General features: G+C 48.2%; 10 protein-coding genes. 5 read left to right on the top strand and 5 right to left on the bottom strand.

The features are described from left to right. The first annotated feature begins 14 nt into the window (after nucleotides 1-14). The gene (locus tag J4N45_RS02810) at nucleotides 15-488 is read left to right on the top strand and encodes a ribonuclease regulator (RefSeq protein WP_252013521.1); all 474 of its coding nucleotides are present in this window, start codon (nucleotides 15-17) and stop codon (nucleotides 486-488) included. An 18-nt stretch (nucleotides 489-506) separates the two neighbouring features. Here J4N45_RS02810 and J4N45_RS02805 read toward each other — a convergent pair whose 3' ends face one another. Next, nucleotides 507-989 (bottom strand): putative 4-hydroxy-4-methyl-2-oxoglutarate aldolase, encoded by a 483-nt coding sequence (locus tag J4N45_RS02805; RefSeq protein ID WP_128647987.1) that lies wholly within the window; start codon nucleotides 987-989, stop codon nucleotides 507-509. 98 nt (nucleotides 990-1,087) lie between these two features. Beyond that, nucleotides 1,088-1,480 carry a DUF3293 domain-containing protein gene (locus J4N45_RS02800; RefSeq protein WP_252013520.1) on the bottom strand — a complete coding sequence of 131 codons (393 nt, stop codon included), beginning with the start codon at nucleotides 1,478-1,480 and terminating at the stop codon, nucleotides 1,088-1,090. 329 nt (nucleotides 1,481-1,809) lie between these two features. Here J4N45_RS02800 and arcA point away from each other — a divergent pair, with 329 nt between their 5' ends. Continuing rightward, complete coding sequence (arcA, locus tag J4N45_RS02795; protein WP_234494490.1) at nucleotides 1,810-2,526, top strand: two-component system response regulator ArcA; 717 nt, start codon at nucleotides 1,810-1,812, stop codon at nucleotides 2,524-2,526. 70 nt (nucleotides 2,527-2,596) lie between these two features. Here arcA and J4N45_RS02790 read toward each other — a convergent pair whose 3' ends face one another. The 3 genes from J4N45_RS02790 to mnmL form a co-directional block, all read right to left on the bottom strand. Beyond that, nucleotides 2,597-3,067, bottom strand: a complete 471-nt coding sequence (locus J4N45_RS02790; protein ID WP_234494491.1) for a hypothetical protein — start codon at nucleotides 3,065-3,067, stop codon at nucleotides 2,597-2,599. Next, the gene (gene arcB / locus J4N45_RS02785) at nucleotides 3,067-5,415 is read right to left on the bottom strand and encodes an aerobic respiration two-component sensor histidine kinase ArcB (protein ID WP_252013519.1); all 2,349 of its coding nucleotides are present in this window, start codon (nucleotides 5,413-5,415) and stop codon (nucleotides 3,067-3,069) included. The genes J4N45_RS02790 and arcB overlap by 1 nt, the downstream gene beginning before the upstream one ends. A gap of 68 nt (nucleotides 5,416-5,483) precedes the next feature. Further along, nucleotides 5,484-6,422: a tRNA modification radical SAM protein MnmL/YtqA gene (gene mnmL, locus J4N45_RS02780; protein ID WP_252013518.1), complete on the bottom strand. Its 939-nt coding sequence runs from the start codon at nucleotides 6,420-6,422 to the stop codon at nucleotides 5,484-5,486. Nucleotides 6,423-6,949: 527 nt separating this feature from the next. Here mnmL and gltB (J4N45_RS02775) point away from each other — a divergent pair. From gltB (J4N45_RS02775) to gltB (J4N45_RS02765), 3 genes are all read left to right on the top strand, one after another. Further along, entirely contained in the window at nucleotides 6,950-11,497 is a 4,548-nt protein-coding gene (gene gltB, locus J4N45_RS02775; RefSeq protein WP_252013516.1) for a glutamate synthase large subunit, read from the top strand. Next, nucleotides 11,497-12,966 carry a glutamate synthase subunit beta gene (locus J4N45_RS02770; RefSeq protein ID WP_252013514.1) on the top strand — a complete coding sequence of 490 codons (1,470 nt, stop codon included), beginning with the start codon at nucleotides 11,497-11,499 and terminating at the stop codon, nucleotides 12,964-12,966. The genes gltB (J4N45_RS02775) and J4N45_RS02770 overlap by 1 nt, the downstream gene beginning before the upstream one ends. Before the next feature lie 406 nt (nucleotides 12,967-13,372). Next, nucleotides 13,373-17,836: a glutamate synthase large subunit gene (gene gltB / locus J4N45_RS02765; RefSeq protein ID WP_252013512.1), complete on the top strand. Its 4,464-nt coding sequence runs from the start codon at nucleotides 13,373-13,375 to the stop codon at nucleotides 17,834-17,836. The last annotated feature ends 1 nt before the right edge of the window (nucleotide 17,837 follow it).

Below are 17,837 nucleotides of genomic sequence, written 5' to 3'. Positions count from 1 at the left end.
CAAGGAGTGGTGCTATGAAAGCAGTGTCTTTATACGCTTTGCCGTTTCTGTTGTTTTGTGGTTCTTCTCTTGCGGTAGAGCTTCCAGCGCTCCCATCTCAACACAACCAATCGCCTCATAATTTCTTTATGTCTTCGGGTAGCAAGTCTAGCAGTGCAGACTCATTTGACGTTTGGAATATAGACAGTGGTTACTCGTATGCGGTATTTGACTCGCTCGACGTTTATATCGGTGCGCGCCTTAACAACTCAGAATTGTCCAATGACAGCGGTTTTTTGAGTGGTGTGAATTATCAGGTTTCAGATCGTATCTCGGTGAAAAGTACGCTGCGTGGTTATCAATATGAAGAGAATAATGAGACTCAAGGCGGCATGGCGGCTGAGATTTCAAGCCGAATGAGATTAACCGAAAACCTAGACGTTCACGCGACCTTTGATTTTGAAAAGGTACAACAGGGCGTAGAGGTCGGTCTAGGTTTCCGTTTTTAATCTAGTGTTACTGCAACACTAAAATTCCAGCTTTTCTTTGCTTACCAGCACACCATTCCAGTCAGAATAGATATAGTGACCAGGTTGAACAATCTGATTGTTCATCGTCAACGTGACATTCACCTGACCCGCGCCACGTTTTTCTGTCTTAAATGGGCAAGCTGCGAGCGCTTTTACGCCAAGATCCATTTCAGACATGGCCGCCACATCGCGAATAGCGCCATTCACGATTACGCCTTCCCAGCCATTTTCAATAGCCATGATCGCCAACTGATCTCCAAGCAGTGCTTTGGCGCAAGAACCATTGCCATCAACAAAGAGTACTTTCCCTTTTCCATCGTGTCCGAGCACTTCACGCACCATTGAGTTGTCGTGATAGCAACGAACCGTCACTATCTCTCCCCAAAAAGCGGCGCGTTGTCCAAAGTTTTGCAGTGGTAAGTTCAGCAGCATCACTTTGTCTTCGTGTTGGTCACAAATATCAGGTGTGATATCTCTCATGTTTCCTCCGTGATATAGCTCAGTAGCCACAAAAAAGTGCCTGTGTCTTTAAAGAGCATGTAAAGTAAAATCCGTTTGCCACCTGCCCAGTCAGGGTGCTAGTCGCACACATACTGACTCAACAAGCCTAAATTCTGTTGTGTTCGGTTCTCATCACAGGAGACCAAAAACAGTACACCATTTTCTACCCAATAGATGGCATTTTGCTCATATTTTTGCGCTAACTCACAGGCTTGCAATAAGGTGATATCAACCGAAAAGCTCGCTTCAACCCAGTCAAAGCTTGGGTCACCGACGTTAACACGCCCATAGTGAAACCCTTGTAAGTCTTGCTCTAGCATTCGGTTTTTTATGCAGTTAGCTTCGTCTGAAAGCTTTTGGCTTCTGGGGTTGCAAGCCGTAATGATGGCGTAACTGCTGCATTCCCACCTACTGAGAAAACGCATCGCAATGTTTGAATAGGCACGCCAGAGTCGTGCATCAATACTCATACTATCCAAATTTTAGCCTCTGCCCAATACTATTAATATTTGTTACAAAGCGGCTATTGATTTAAATCAACAAACTGCAAGGAATTAACATTTGACCATTGTTAGCATGCTGTTAACATTATAGAATTCGCCTCAATGACATAGCAGAATAATAAGAGATTAAAGGGATTTCTCGTTTTTTGGCAACATCATGGATGGCGACGTAACACGTAACTGTTTCGATGATGGTGAGTAAAACCTCCAAGAAACATTACCTATATGTTAACTTTTTGCCTAGAATTTATTCTACTAGCGACAGAATTATCACAAGTTTAATTTAGGTACCGCCGATGCAAAGCCCGCAGATTCTTATTGTTGAAGATGAGCAAGTAACCCGTAACACCCTAAAAAGCATTTTTGAAGCAGAAGGATATGCTGTTTTCGAGGCCAGCGACGGTCAAGAAATGCACCAGGTGCTATCAGAAAACTCTGTAAACCTAGTTATCATGGATATCAACCTTCCTGGTAAGAATGGTCTACTTCTAGCGCGTGAACTACGTGAGCAAGCAAACGTTGCTCTAATGTTCCTAACAGGTCGTGACAACGAAGTAGATAAAATTCTTGGTCTAGAGATTGGTGCTGATGACTACATCACTAAACCATTCAACCCACGCGAACTGACTATCCGCGCTCGCAACCTGCTAACTCGCTCAATGAGCAACAATGCAGCGACTGAAGAGAAGCGTAGCGTAGAGAAGTACGAGTTCAACGGTTGGGTTCTAGACATCAACAGTCGTTCTCTAGTGAGCCCTAGCGGCGACAGCTACAAGCTGCCACGCTCTGAGTTCCGTGCTCTACTGCACTTCTGTGAGAACCCAGGCAAGATCCAAACTCGTGCGGATCTTCTTAAGAAGATGACTGGTCGTGAGCTCAAGCCACATGACCGTACCGTAGACGTAACTATCCGTCGTATTCGTAAGCACTTTGAATCAGTGTCTGGTACGCCAGAAATCATTGCAACGATTCACGGTGAAGGTTACCGCTTCTGTGGTGATCTAGAAGAGTAATTCACTCTTTCTTAGCCAATCAAAAACGGGACGCATCACGCGTCCCTTTTTTCATCTGCGGTGAGACAAATCAGTAAACCGTGTCGATGTTCACCTGTTTGCTCACCAACCAAGTTTTGTTTTCACCATCGATCAGCTGCACGGCCACATCGACAGGTTTGGTGATGTTCACCTCTAGCTGCCAGTTAAAGGCGACTTCCCATTGACTCTCTGAATGGTTACGAAGCTCAAAGTCACTGCCTTCGAATTCCCATGTCATATCGCCTTGCTTAAGCACAACCATAGACACATCCATATCAGCCGGAAGTTGGTTATCCGTACTCAGGTTCAAGGCTCCATAAAGGTTTTGCTCTTTCACCAACGCCGATGTCTCACCAATTTTTGGCATCATATCAATCCATAGGTTCGAATTGAGGCTAACAGTTTGCTGCTCGACCATCGCTGTATTGCTCGACGCCCACATAGCTGAGTCGGTTGCAGGAGATGATGCACAGCCCGCTAACGCAATAGAGAGTGCAAGTGCGGTAACAACTTTTTTCATTATGATTCCTTACTTTCCAACCACGATTTTAGTATCTGAATATCATTTTGATATTCGTTTTTAATCTCTTCAACCCAATCTTCGATATTTTCCCACCATGCAGGCAGTTCTGGGGATTGAGCTTTTTGTGCAATAGACTGAATGCGCTTCAAACCGATAGACCCAGCTGCACCTTTGATCTTGTGCGCCTCAGAGGCAATACCCGGCTGGTCTTTAGCGGTCATGTTTGAGTCTAGGATCTCAATATAGCCTGGCATCATATCTTCGAACATAGTGATGCTATCAAGCACGGGTTTACTGCCAACAATATCGACATACGACTCCAGCATGTCTAAATCTAACAAACGAGTAAATACTTCATTATTGATGTTTGATTCCACTGCAACCTCCTGCGGTGTTTCCTCTGTTTGCTCTTCCTCACCGTGAAACTTATTGATGACTTCCGTCAGTGCTTTCACACTAAGCGGCTTGCTAATGGCATCATCCATTCCCTTAGTAAGATATTCTTGTTTGTCCTTAAGAACATTCGCAGTTAACGCGACTAATGGCGGTAGGGTTTGATAGCGCTCTCTGAAACCTTGGGCAACATCAAATCCTGTCATATCCGGCAGTTGTATATCGAGTAGCGCAAGATCGTAATCACCCGGTTTGAAGTTAGCTAACGCCTCCTCGCCACTCATCGCCACTTCTACCGTATGCCCCAAACTCTCAAGTAGAGAGCGAGCAACGGTAATGTTGAGCTCGATGTCCTCGAGTAAGAAAATACGCAGACTGCCTTGGCGTTTCACTTCAACCGGTGCTAATTGCACCTCGTCCGCGCAAGGCACGTTGATCGTGACGGTAAAGGTGCTCCCAAAGCCTTCTTCACTGTCGACGGTGATATCGCCGTCCATCATTTTGATAAGCTGCTTGGATACCGCGAGGCCGATACCGGTCCCCACGGCGTGTAAGTTGTCTTTGCCCGATTTCACTTGGTAGTACATAGCAAAAATCTTATCGAGCTCTTTTTGCGGGATACCAATACCAGTATCTTCAATCTCTATGGTGATATGGGCGCGATTGTCTTCAACATCTGCGCTGATCGTCATGACTACACCGCCCTGCTTGGTGAACTTCATCGCATTGCTCACCAGGTTCCAGATAACCTGACGCAGTCGAGTAGCATCGACGACTACCCCTTCAGGTAGATCCGTGAGTCGTTCCAGATCAAAGCGCAGCCCTTTTTGCTCGGCCATCAACCCAGAGATACTCTCGAGCTCGGCGACGAAATCTTCGAAGTTTAGTGGTTCGGGGAAGAGCTCAAGCTTGCGCCTATCAAACTTATCCATATCGATAATGTCGTTAAAGATGTGACCAAGGGTAATCGCACTGACATTGATGGTTTGTAGCTGCTTACGCTGCTCGTGGTTAAGCTGTCCATCCAACAGCATACGACTCAAGCCAACAATGCCGTTAAGTGGCGTTCGCAGTTCGTGGCTAATGGTAGAGATAAAGGTTGTCTTATCTCGACTCGCTTTCTCCAGCGACTCTGCGTGACGCTTACGCTCGGTAATGTCACGACCAAAGCCAACCAAGCCTAAGTGGCGGCCATCTTTACTGTAAAACGGCACCTTACGAAGCTCGTAGAAGCATTTTTTACCGTCTGGATACTCAAGCCACTGCTCATAGGTGAGGGCTTGGTTATCACCCATTACCTTATGATCAGTCTCCACGACTTGTTTGGCGATCTCTTCTGAATAGACATCCCAAGGCGTAAGACCAACCAAGTCTTGCTCTTTACGCCCCGTGAGCACTTCCATTGCTTTGTTACAGCCAGAGAACACCCCTTCAGCATTACGATAGTAAATAAGGTCTGGAGAGGCATCGATAAACGAGCGCAGCAAAGCCGTACGCTCTGCAAGCTCAAGTTGAGTACGTTCGCGCTGAAAGACTTCGTTTTCAAGATCTTTCATCGCTTCTTCACGAGCTTCCTCGGCTTTTTGCCTCTCTTCGATCTCTTGGTTGAGCTTGCGGATGTTTTGCTGAAGCTTGTGGTTAAGATCTTGGTCGCGTGAGCGCATTTCTTTGAGTTTGGAAACCATCTTAGCAAGGCGCTGACGAGACTCTTCGAGTTGGTCGACCACTACAGAGAGAAAATACACTGCCCAAGGGGTAATCAATAAACCAAAAAACACTGAACGAACAATGTCGATATCATCGACGCGTCCATTCAAAACAAGGGTGATACCAACCTGAACGACAACGGCCAGTGCGACCAGCGCCAACGCCAATATAATAGAGAAGCGAACAATACCGAGTCTCACCAACAGGTCGACATAGTATTGCGCGAGATTTTTGATGGGTTTCATTCAGCACTCCGTGCGTTACAACTGGGCTAAGTCTATCACTAAGCCCAAGTTTGCACACGGAAGGCGAATTATTTGAGAACAGGTTTGTGATAAATAAACGGATTCTCAGTCAACGCGCCCTGAGCACCTTGTGCCGTCAGAGTTCGACCCAGTTCTGTCATCGCCAGCCAGCGGTTTTCACACCACAATGGAGACAACAAAGTTGGACGTCGCGCAGATGATGAAACTCGGTGATACACAATCTCAGCAGGCGTTCTACGAATCATTTCACTGGCGACATCGAGATAAAACTCCAATGTTGGTGCTTCCAAACGCCCCGCTCGCCACGCCTTCGCCATGGTGCTCCCTTCAACGATATGAAGACCATGCAGCTTGATACCATCGGTACCTGTCGCAAGTACCTTCTCTAAGGTCTCAAGGTTGTCTTGTTTGGTTTCATTCGGAAGGCCGACAATTAAGTGCGTGCATACCTTAATGCCAAGTGCGCGAGCGCGTTTGGTGATCTCGTCGTAAACGGCAAAGTCATGACCACGATTGATGCGCTTAAGTGTTTGATCGTTAGCAGTTTGCAGGCCAAGTTCGAGCCAGATTTCATAGCCCTGCTCTACATAACCCGCTAACAATTCAAGAACGGAATCAGGCACACAGTCAGGGCGCGTGCCCACACACAGACCGACGATGTCGGCGTACTTGAGCGCTTCTTCGTACATGTTCTTCAGTACTTGCACTTCGGCATAGGTGCTGGTGTAAGCCTGAAAATACGCCAGATATTTCTTGGCACGTTTGACCTCACCCGCTCGGTCAGTTAATTGCTCGTGGATAGACTGGATCTGGGTCTCTTCGCTTGCGAAAGAGGCCACATTGCAGAATGTGCATCCGCCACGGCCAATCGTGCCATCGCGGTTTGGGCAGCTAAAGCCGCCGTGCAGGGTTAGTTTGTGAACCTTCTCTCCATATCGACGCTGAAGATCTTGTCCAATGGTGTTCACCAACTCATGTAATTGCATTGCTCAAAAAACCTACTAATAAGAATGAATCTCACTCTAATTCGTGAAACTTAATTACATCCCTGCAAAAGAAAACCATGAATAGTAGCAACGAGCCTGTGAACAGCGCTTAACCAAAATCAATAAATATGCATAAAAACAAGCAAAAAACCGCAAATGTTGCGGTTATGTTATGAAATATATTCAAAACAAGATAAAAAAAATGTGTAACAGACGTAAGTTTCGTTGGAATTACACAGAACAAAATTGTAGCATACTTACACAATTCTGCTGTATTTGCCGTTTTTATTACAGCATGAATTAGTAGATAAAAGGTCGATATTCTACTCCCACCAACAGATTCCACTAGATTGTGGAACGTAGACATTGAATATCACCACGGAATGTTTTTCTCGCAACACATTTCCTGCGAGATGCAGAATGGACTCGAACACTGCCCCCTCTGGCAGTCAAGAATCAAAATTACAAAGGACAAGACGCAATCGCACACTCTAGTTGCGTCTAGATTTAACTGGAAGGAAGTATCTATGGTAGATAGAGAGCAGAATACACAGGGTCTGTATACTCCAGAATTGGAGCATGACGCTTGTGGTATCGGTTTTGTTGCTCACCTAAAAAACCGTAAATCTCACGAAGTAGTGACTCAAGCCCTGGATATGCTAGCGCGTATGGAACACCGTGGCGGTCAAGGTTGTGACCCATGCAGCGGTGATGGTGCAGGTATCCTACTTCAAAAGCCACACGAGTTTTTGTTAGAAGAGAGCGTGAAGCTTGGCATTAAACTGCCATCTTTCGAGAAGTACGGTGTTGGTGTGGTGCTATTCCCTAAAGACGAGCACAAACGCGCGCAATGTCGTGACATCCTAGAGCGCAATGCTAAGCGTCTAGACCTAGAAGTCATTGGCTACCGTGTACTGCCAACCGACAACTCAATGATCGGTGCAGACCCACTCAGCACTGAGCCACAATTTGAGCACGTTTTTGTAACTGGCGGCCCTGGTTGTACGCCAGAAGAGCTTGAGCGCAAACTGTACGTTCTTCGTAACTACACAGTTCGTGTATGTCTAGAAAGCGTGTCAAATATTGGCGATGACTTCTACATCAACTCCATGTCTTACAAGACACTTGTCTACAAGGGTCAGCTAACGACAGAGCAAGTACCTCAGTACTTCTTAGATCTACAAAATCCAACGATGGTGACGGCTCTGGCTCTCGTTCACTCTCGTTTCTCTACCAATACTTTCCCGAAATGGCGCTTAGCGCAGCCTTTCCGTTACATTGCCCACAACGGTGAAATCAACACAGTTCGCGGTAACTTGAACTGGATGAAGGCACGTGAAGCGATCATCGAATCTGACTTGTTCACTCAAGCAGAAATCGACATGCTGCTCCCTATCTGTCAAGAAGGCAGCTCGGATTCATCAAACTTCGATATGGCACTTGAGCTCCTAGTTCTTTCTGGTCGCAGCCTGCCACATGCACTGATGATGATGATCCCTGAAGCATGGCAAGAAAACAAAAACATGGATCCAACACGTCGTGCGTTCTACCAGTACCACGCGAACGTTATGGAACCATGGGATGGCCCAGCATCGGTGTGTTTCACTGACGGTGTTCAGGTAGGTGCAACGCTTGACCGTAACGGTCTGCGCCCATCTCGTTATACTGTGACTAAAGATGACTTCCTAGTGATGGCATCGGAATCGGGTGTTGTCGACATAGAACCAGAGAACGTAGAGTTCCGTGGTCGTCTACAGCCAGGCCGTATCTTCGTTGCTGACCTAGAACAAGGCCGCATCATCTCTGATGAAGAAGTAAAAGATGGCATCGCAAGTGCTCAGCCATACCAGAAATGGGTGGAAGAGAACCTGCTTAGCCTGAAGAAACTTCCAGATGCGAGCAATGAATTCAGCCAACCTTCTCCAGAGAAGCTACTGCACAAACAGCAAGCGTTTGGTGTTAGCTCAGAAGAAGTGAACGAAATCATCGTACCTATGGCAAAAGATGGCAAAGAGCCACTCTCTGCAATGGGTGCTGACTGGCCACTCGCGATCCTTTCGCACCAGTCACAACATCTGTCTAACTACTTTAAGCAGCTGTTTGCTCAGGTTACCAACCCACCAATCGACCCGATTCGTGAGCGTATGGTAATGTCTCTGAACACTTACCTAGGTAAGGATCAGAACCTACTGACTGAATCGCCAGAGCACTGTCAAAAAGTTGAGCTTGAGTCTCCAGTTCTATCTAACTCTGAACTTGAGAAGCTGCGTGCTATCGATAATGAGCACCTACAAGCGAAGACACTGGATATCGTATTCCAAGCAAGCGAAGACGAAGGCAAACTAGAGCGTGCACTGAAACGTATCTGCCAATACGCAGAAGACGCGGTTATCGATGGTTACTCAATCATCTTGCTAACTGACCGTGCTATCAACTCTAACCACGCAGCTATCCCAGCAATGTTGGCGGTCGGAGCCGTTCACCACCACCTAATCCGCAAGGGCTTGCGTGCTAAGTGTGACATCGTGGTAGAAACGGGTGACGCACGTGAAACACACCACTTTGCAACGCTAGTGGGCTACGGCGCGAACGCAGTGAACCCATACCTAGTTATCGAAACTATGGTTGAGCTGCAGCGCACTAAGAAGCTAGACCCTGAAACCAGTATCTCTGAGCTATTTGAGAACTACCGTAAGTCTATCAACGGCGGTCTTCTGAAGATCTTCTCGAAGATGGGTATCTCAACGCTGCAGTCATACCACGGTGCACAGATCTTTGAAGCACTTGGTATCAGCAAATCAGTCGTAGAGAAATACTTCACAGGTACGGTTTCTCGTATCCAAGGTCTAACCATTGACGACATCGCTAAAGAAGTACTGATCCGTCACCGTGTTGGCTTCCCAACGCGTGAGATCCCAGTACAAGTTCTTGATGTTGGTGGTGTTTACCAATGGAAACAGCGTGGTGAGAAGCACCTGTTCAACCCAGAAACTATCTCGCTACTGCAACAGTCAACTCGCAACAAAGACTACGCTCAGTTTAAGCAATACGCGAAAGCGGTTGATGACCAAGGCGACAACGCAGCAACACTGCGCAGCCAGCTAGACTTTGTTAAGAACCCAGCAGGTTCGATTCCTTTAGAAGACGTTGAGCCAATTGAAAGCATCCTTAAGCGTTTCGCAACAGGTGCGATGTCGTTCGGTTCTATCTCATACGAAGCTCACTCTACTCTAGCTGTCGCGATGAACCGCATTGGCGCGAAGTCGAACTCAGGTGAAGGTGGTGAAGACCCAGCTCGTTTCGAACGTAAAGAAAACGGCGATTGGGAACGCTCTGCTATCAAGCAGGTTGCATCAGGTCGCTTTGGTGTGACTTCTTACTACCTAACCAACTCTGAAGAAATTCAGATCAAGATGGCGCAGGGTGCGAAGCCAGGCGAAGGTGGTCAGCTACCAGGTGATAAAGTCGATGACTGGATCGGTGCGACTCGTCACTCCACTCCGGGCGTCGGTCTGATTTCTCCACCGCCACACCATGATATCTACTCAATCGAAGATTTGGCTCAGCTGATCTACGACTTGAAGAATGCGAACCGTGCTGGTCGTGTGAACGTGAAACTGGTATCGGAAGCGGGCGTTGGTACTATCGCCTCAGGTGTAGCGAAAGCGAAAGCGGACGTTGTTCTTATCGCTGGTTTTGATGGTGGTACAGGTGCATCACCAATGTCCTCAATCCGCCACACTGGTCTTCCTTGGGAGCTAGGTTTGGCAGAAACACACCAAACGCTTCTGAAGAACGGTCTACGTAACCGTATCGTGGTTCAATCTGATGGTCAGATGAAAACACCACGTGACCTTGCAGTGGCGACTCTGCTAGGTGCTGAGGAATGGGGTGTGGCAACAGCCGCTCTGGTTGTTGAAGGCTGTATCATGATGCGTAAGTGTCACAAGAACACCTGTCCTGTTGGTATCGCAACGCAAAACAAGACGCTACGTGAGCGCTTTGATGGCCGCGTAGAAGACGTTGTGACCTTCTTCCAATACATGGCTGAAGGCCTACGTGAAGTAATGGCAGAGCTTGGCTTCCGCACTATCGATGAGATGGTGGGTCAGTCTCAGAAACTGAAAATCCGCGACGACATCGCTCACTGGAAATACAAGAACCTCGACCTATCGCCAGTTCTACACATCGAACAAGCGCGTGAAGAAGACGGTGTTTACAACCAGACCGAGCAAAACCATAACCTGGAAGAGGTTCTGGACCGTAAGTTGATTCAAGCGGCTATCCCAGCACTTGAGAAGGGTGAAGCGGTCAACGCTGAGTTCCCAATCATCAACACGGATCGCTCTGCAGGTACCATGCTGTCGAACGAAATATCTAAAGTGTACAAAGACCAAGGTCTACCACAGCCAATGAACGTTAAGTTTAACGGCAGCGCTGGTCAGTCATTCGGTGCTTTCCTTGCTAAGGGCGTGAAGTTCGAAGTGGAAGGTGATGCGAACGATTACTGGGGTAAAGGTCTCTCTGGCGGTACGCTAGTACTGTACCCCGATGCGAAATCAAGCATCGTTGCAGAAGACAACATCGTTGTTGGTAACGTTTGTTTCTATGGTGCAACGTCGGGTGAATCTTACATCCGCGGTATGGCCGGTGAGCGCTTCTGTGTTCGTAACTCTGGCGCGAAAGTTGTGGTTGAAGGCGTGGGTGACCACGGTTGTGAATACATGACTGGCGGTGTGGCGGTTATCCTTGGTTCAACAGGTCGTAACTTTGCTGCTGGTATGAGTGGTGGTGTGGCTTATGTTTGGGATAAAGCCGGTGACTTTGAAACCAAGCTAAACCCAGAATTGGTCGACCTAGATCCAATCGAACAAGAAGATCGCGAACTACTACTAGACATGCTAACTAAGCATGTGGAGTTCACAGGAAGTGAAGTCGCTCAGTCGTTCTTAGACAACTTTGAAGCAAGCATTGCATCGCTGGTTAAAGTCATGCCACGCGACTACAAAGCAGTGCTACTAAAGCGCAAAGCAGAAGCTGAGCAAGCTCAAACGGAAGAAGTGGAGGCAGTATAATGGGTAAGCCTACTGGATTTTTAGAACATGGTCGCGAGCTTCCAGGGAAGCTCGACCCAGCGGTTCGTATTGAAGACAACAAAGAGTTCGTTCTTAACGAAGAGTTTGGCGATAAGATCAACACTCAGGCTTCTCGTTGTATGGATTGTGGCGTACCTTTCTGCCACAACGGTTGCCCAATCGGCAACATCATCCCTGAGTTTAACGATGCTGTGTATCGTGACAGCTGGGAAGAAGCTTGGCGCATCCTAAGCACAACAAACAACTTCCCAGAGTTTACAGGTCGTGTGTGTCCTGCTCCGTGTGAAAGTGCCTGTGTACTTGGTATTAACCAAGACCCAATCACCATCTGTAACATTGAGAAGACCATTGTTGAAACGGCTTACCGTGAAGGCTACGCGAAACCTAAAACGCCGCGCTCTCGCACCGGTAAAACTGTCGCTATCATCGGCTCAGGTCCTGCAGGTCTATCTGCAGCTGAGCAGCTGAACAGCGCAGGTCACTCGGTAACCGTATTCGAGCGTGACGAGAAAGTGGGTGGTCTACTACGCTTTGGTATCCCTGACTTTAAACTGGGCATGGATATCATTGACCGTAAAATCAATCTAATGGCAGAAGCGGGTATTGAGTTCAAAGTAAACCAGCACATTGGTGTTGATGTTAACGCTGCTCAGCTTCGTCAAGAGTTTGATGTTGTACTACTAACAGGTGGCTCTACCGTTCCTCGTGACCTACCTGTTCCTGGACGTGAGCTAAACGGCGTTCACTTTGCAATGGAATTCCTAGCGCAAAACAACCGCCGTGCTAACGACATGGATCTTAAAGGTGAAGAGATTCACGCTAAAGATAAGCATGTTGTGGTTATTGGTGGTGGTGACACAGGCTCTGACTGTGTGGGCACCTCGAACCGTCATAAAGCCGCAAGCGTTACTCAGGTAGAAATCATGCCGATTCCACCAGAAAAACGTCCTGCTAACATGCCATGGCCGCAATACCCGATGATCATGAAGACCACAACTTCTCACGAAGAAGGCTGTGACCGTCATTGGAACATCTTGACCAAAGAGTTTATCGGTAACGATGAGGGTCGAGTAACGGGTCTTCGTATTGCAGATATCGTTTGGAAAGACGCAGCTCCAGGTGAGCGCCCTAGCTTTGAAGAAGTTGCCGGCTCTGAGCGCGTAATCCCATGTGATATGGCGTTCCTAGCAATGGGCTTCCTACATCCAGAACCAACGGGTGTCCTAGCTCAGCTTGATATCAAACTGGATGAGCGTGGTAATGTTGCTGCGGAAAACTTCCAGACTAACCAACAAGGTGTATTTGCTGCAGGTGACATGCGCACAGGCCAATCTCTGGTCGTACGCTGTATCAACGAAGGTCGCGAGTGTGCGCGTGCCATCGATGAGTACCTAATGGGCAACACAAACCTTGAAGCGAAAGCAGATTCATTAATGCTTTCAGCTTAAAGGCAGACTGTCTAGTTACACGGATAAGTAACTAACAGCATTCCTTCCGAATTTGGCCAGCTTATGCTGGCCTTTTTTATATCCGACAAAACCCCTTTATGTAGCGCAAAAGTCTGGTGCTACTGGCGATATCCCTCCTCAAATTTGTTAACTTTCTCACTTTTTTCGAGGCAAGCCTTTGTTCTTCAAGCAGATAATTCGTTTGATTTTCCGCAACATACACAACAAATTCCTGAAAACTTGACCTTTATTGCCATAACCTATACGTTGTGAAGTTCGTGAAAATAAAATAAATGCAAATTGTTAACGATTAACGACTAAAAATTTGACTCAAATAACAACAAAAAGTCATTAAAAAGCATTAATTTACTGTCAGGATGACAGCAAGCTCAAAGGGAGAAAGGCAATGGCTCTTTACGATCCAAGTCTTGTAAAAGACAACTGTGGATTTGGTCTTATTGCGCATATGCAAGGTCAACCAAGCCACAAACTGGTTCGCACCGCAATCTCAGCACTGGACCGCATGACTCACCGCGGCGGCATCAACTCAGATGGGAAAACAGGCGATGGTTGTGGTTTATTACTTCAAAAACCCGATTCTTATTTCCGACTTATTGCAGAAGAAAATGAGTGGAACCTAGGTAAACAATATGCCGTCGGCATGATGTTCCTATCTAAAGACCCGGTAAAAGCCCAATCTGCAAAAGACATCATCAACCAAGAATTGTCTCAAGAAACTCTGACGATAGCTGGCTGGCGCGATGTACCAACCAATGAAGACGTACTCGGTCCTATCGCACTCAGTTCGCTACCAAATATCGTCCAAGTTTTCATCTCTGCACCAGCAGGTTGGCGCGAACAAGATGTAGAAAGACGCCTTTACATCGCCAAGCGCCGTATTGAAAAACGCGTCACTGAAGACGAAGATTTCTACATCTGTAGTTTGTCGACTCAGGTGATCGTCTACAAAGGTCTGTGTATGCCGGCCGATCTGCCGCGATTTTACCTCGATCTTGCTGATCTTCGCATGGAATCATCGATCTGTTTGTTCCACCAGCGCTTTTCTACCAACACGCAACCACGTTGGCCATTAGCACAGCCATTCCGCTACTTAGCGCACAATGGTGAGATTAATACCATCGAAGGCAACCGCCAATGGGCGAAAGCTCGCGCCTACAAATTTGCATCACCGCTGCTCCCTGATCTTCAAACGGCAGCTCCGTTTGTTAACGAGACCGGCTCAGACTCTTCGAGCCTAGATAATATGCTCGACCTATTCCTATCTGGTGGTATGGATATCTTCCGAGCGATGCGAATGCTGGTTCCACCAGCATGGCAAAACCACCCTGACATGGATCCAGACCTTCGTGCCTTCTACGACTTTAACTCCAAACACATGGAGCCTTGGGATGGTCCGGCTGGTATCGTACTCTCAGACGGTCGCTATGCCGCCTGTAACCTTGACCGCAATGGCCTGCGCCCAGCACGTTATGTGATTACCAAAGACAACCTTATTACGCTTGCATCTGAGGTTGGTATCTGGGATTACGCCCCAGATGAAGTGGCAGAGAAAGGGCGCGTCGGCCCAGGTGAGCTGCTCGTCGTCGATACTCAAGAAGGCGAGCTGTGGCACTCCGATGACATCGATAATGATCTCAAAAGCCGCCACCCATATCGTGAGTGGATGGAAAACAACGTACATAAGCTCACGCCATTTAGTGCGCTGACTGACGATCAGGTCGGTGAACGCAGCTTCGATGAGACTCTGCTCAAGACCTACCAAAAACAATTCGCCATGACCAACGAAGAAACCGACCAGGTGCTTCGTGTGCTCGGCGATATGGGCCAAGAAGCCGTTGGCTCTATGGGTGACGATACACCGATGGCGGTACTGTCCTCAAAAGAGCGTTTGGTGACGGACTACTTCCGCCAGAAATTTGCGCAGGTAACGAACCCGCCTATCGACCCACTGCGTGAAAAACACGTGATGTCGCTAGCGACCAGTGTCGGTCAGGAAATGAACGTATTCTGTGAGACCGACGGACACGCCTATCGTGTGACCTTCGATTCACCTGTGCTGCTTTATTCTGACATGCAGCAGTTACTCGAACTGAGCGACAAACACTATCGCAATACGATCCTCGATATTAACTACGATCCAAACGAGAAAGATCTCAAGCAAGCCTTACTCGATCTCTGCGATCAAGCGGAATCCGTCGTTAAAGAAGGGACGGTTCTAGTGGTACTTTCGGATCGCGCGCTTGTGAAAGGCAAGCTGCCTATTCCTGCTGCGATGGCGGTTGGCGCTGTGCAAACACGATTGATTGATGCCAACCTTCGCTGTGATGCCAATATCATTGTCGAGACCGCAACCGCGCGTGACCCACACCAGTTTGCTGTACTAATGGGCTTTGGTGCGACGGCTGTCTACCCTTACCTAGCGTATGAGGCGCTGGGTAAACTGGTCGATGACGGGGCAATTGATAAAAGCTATCGCGACGTGATGCAAAACTATCAATACGGTATCAACAAGGGTCTTTATAAGATCATGTCGAAGATGGGTATCTCGACCATCGCTTCCTATCGATGCTCACAACTGTTTGAAGCCGTTGGTCTACACTCCGACGTGGTCGACTTATGCTTTAAAGGCGTCACCACACGCATCCAGGGCGCAAGCTTTGACGATTTCCAACAAGACTTGTTTAACCTCTCTCGCAAGGCGTGGGCAAAACGTAAAGCCGTTGAACACGGCGGTCTACTCAAATACGTTCATGATGGTGAGTACCATGCGTACAACCCTGATGTGGTGGGTACACTGCAGCAAGCCGTAAAATCCGGTGATGCTGCCGACTATAAATCCTACGCCAAGCAAGTGAACGACCGTCCTACTGCGATGCTGCGTGACTTGATGAAGCTGAAAAAAGCGGACCAAGCACTACAGCTCGAACAGATTGAGCCCAACACTGAGCTATTTAAACGCTTTGACTCAGCGGCGATGTCCATTGGGGCATTGAGCCCAGAAGCGCATGAAGCGCTCGCCATGGCAATGAACAAGCTTGGTGGCTACTCCAACTCTGGTGAAGGTGGTGAAGATCCACGTCGCTTTGGTACCAACCGTAACTCTCGCATTAAGCAGATAGCGTCAGGTCGTTTTGGGGTGACACCACATTACCTCACCAATGCCGACGTCCTGCAAATCAAGGTCGCTCAAGGCGCAAAACCAGGTGAAGGCGGACAGCTTCCTGGGCATAAGGTGACAGCCGAAATTGCTAAGCTGCGTCACTCGGTACAAGGGGTTACACTCATCTCCCCTCCTCCGCATCACGATATCTACTCCATTGAAGATTTAGCTCAGCTTATCTTCGATTTGAAGCAGGTTAACCCAGATGCACTGGTATCGGTAAAACTGGTTTCCGAGCCAGGTGTTGGCACGATTGCTACCGGTGTTGCCAAAGCTTATGCCGACCTCATTACCATCTCTGGTTACGATGGCGGCACGGCGGCAAGCCCACTGACATCGGTCAAGTACGCAGGTTGTCCTTGGGAACTCGGTCTTGCCGAAACCCAGCAGGCACTGGTTGCCAATAACCTTCGTCATAAGATCCGACTCCAAGTCGATGGCGGTCTAAAAACCGGATTAGACGTTGTGAAAGCAGCCATTCTTGGCGCTGAGAGCTTCGGCTTCGGTACTGCGCCTATGGTCGCCATGGGCTGTAAGTTCCTGCGAATCTGTCACCTCAATAACTGCGCAACAGGCGTTGCAACGCAAGACGAAACGCTGCGTAAAGAGTACTTCAAGGGCTTACCTGAAATGGTGGTCAACTACTTCACTGGGCTTGCCGATGAAGTACGCGAACTGCTCGCTGAGTTAAGGGTAGAAAAGCTAACCGACCTAATCGGTCGAACGGATTTATTGGAAGCCGTAGAAGGCTTGACGGCGAAGCAATCCAAGCTTGATCTGTCGAGTATCCTCGAAACGCCAGTATCGCCGCTATCTCATCCACTGTATTGGACTGAGCCCAATCAGCCGTTTGACAAAGCGGAGCTTAACCAAAAGATTATCGAAGAAACCGAAGCTACAGTAGAAAGCAGAGCCGGTGGTAGCTTCTACTTCGATGTAAGAAACACCGACCGCTCTGTGGGTGCAAGACTCTCTGGTAGCGTTGCTAAGCGCTATGGCAACCAAGGTATGGCAACGAGTCCAATCAAGCTGTATCTCGATGGTACTGCAGGCCAATCACTCGGCGTTTGGAATGCTGGCGGCGTAGAAATATACCTAACGGGCGACGCTAATGACTATGTCGGCAAAGGCATGGCAGGCGGTAAGCTGGTTATCAAGCCTCACGTGGGTACCACCTTCGCTTGCAATGACGCCACCATCGTTGGTAACACCTGCCTCTATGGCGCGACAGGCGGTAAGCTCTTTGCTGCAGGTACCGCTGGTGAACGCTTTGGAGTGCGCAACTCCGGCACCATTGCTGTGATTGAAGGGGCTGGTGACAATGCCTGTGAGTATATGACAGGGGGTATCGTCGCGATTCTTGGTGCGACTGGCGTTAACTTTGGCGCAGGTATGACAGGCGGTTTTGCTTACGTTATGGATAGCAACGATGACTTTGAAGGTCGCGTCAACACGGAATCGGTAGAAGCGATTTCGCTGTCTGATTTGTATATCCATCAAGAGCATTTGCGCGGACTTATCGCTGAGCACCTAGAAGAGACAGGCTCAGTGCACGCCGAAAACATTCTGGCGAACTTCGATGAATGGATTCCGAAGTTCTATCTCGTCAAGCCAAAGGCTGCGGATCTTCGCACCTTACTTGGTCACCAAAGCCGAAGCGCTGCAGAGCTGCGCGTTCAAGCACAGTAGT

Origin of the sequence: Vibrio sp. SCSIO 43140 (assembly GCF_023716585.1) — a bacterium.
In the GTDB taxonomy this organism is placed as follows: domain Bacteria; phylum Pseudomonadota; class Gammaproteobacteria; order Enterobacterales; family Vibrionaceae; genus Vibrio; species Vibrio maritimus_B.
The sequence above is the reverse complement of the archived record's forward strand: the minus strand, read 5'-3'. Positions and strand labels throughout refer to the sequence as shown.

Coding starts and splice junctions, on each gene's coding strand:
- J4N45_RS02770 (WP_252013514.1), top strand. CDS start 11,497: ATGGGTAAGCCTACTGGATTTTTAGAACATGGTCGCGAGCTTCCAGGG.
- arcA (WP_234494490.1), top strand. CDS start 1,810: ATGCAAAGCCCGCAGATTCTTATTGTTGAAGATGAGCAAGTAACCCGT.
- J4N45_RS02800 (WP_252013520.1), bottom strand. CDS start 1,480: ATGAGTATTGATGCACGACTCTGGCGTGCCTATTCAAACATTGCGATG.
- J4N45_RS02790 (WP_234494491.1), bottom strand. CDS start 3,067: ATGAAAAAAGTTGTTACCGCACTTGCACTCTCTATTGCGTTAGCGGGC.
- mnmL (WP_252013518.1), bottom strand. CDS start 6,422: ATGCAATTACATGAGTTGGTGAACACCATTGGACAAGATCTTCAGCGT.
- J4N45_RS02810 (WP_252013521.1), top strand. CDS start 15: ATGAAAGCAGTGTCTTTATACGCTTTGCCGTTTCTGTTGTTTTGTGGT.
- gltB (WP_252013512.1), top strand. CDS start 13,373: ATGGCTCTTTACGATCCAAGTCTTGTAAAAGACAACTGTGGATTTGGT.
- J4N45_RS02805 (WP_128647987.1), bottom strand. CDS start 989: ATGAGAGATATCACACCTGATATTTGTGACCAACACGAAGACAAAGTG.
- gltB (WP_252013516.1), top strand. CDS start 6,950: ATGGTAGATAGAGAGCAGAATACACAGGGTCTGTATACTCCAGAATTG.
- arcB (WP_252013519.1), bottom strand. CDS start 5,415: ATGAAACCCATCAAAAATCTCGCGCAATACTATGTCGACCTGTTGGTG.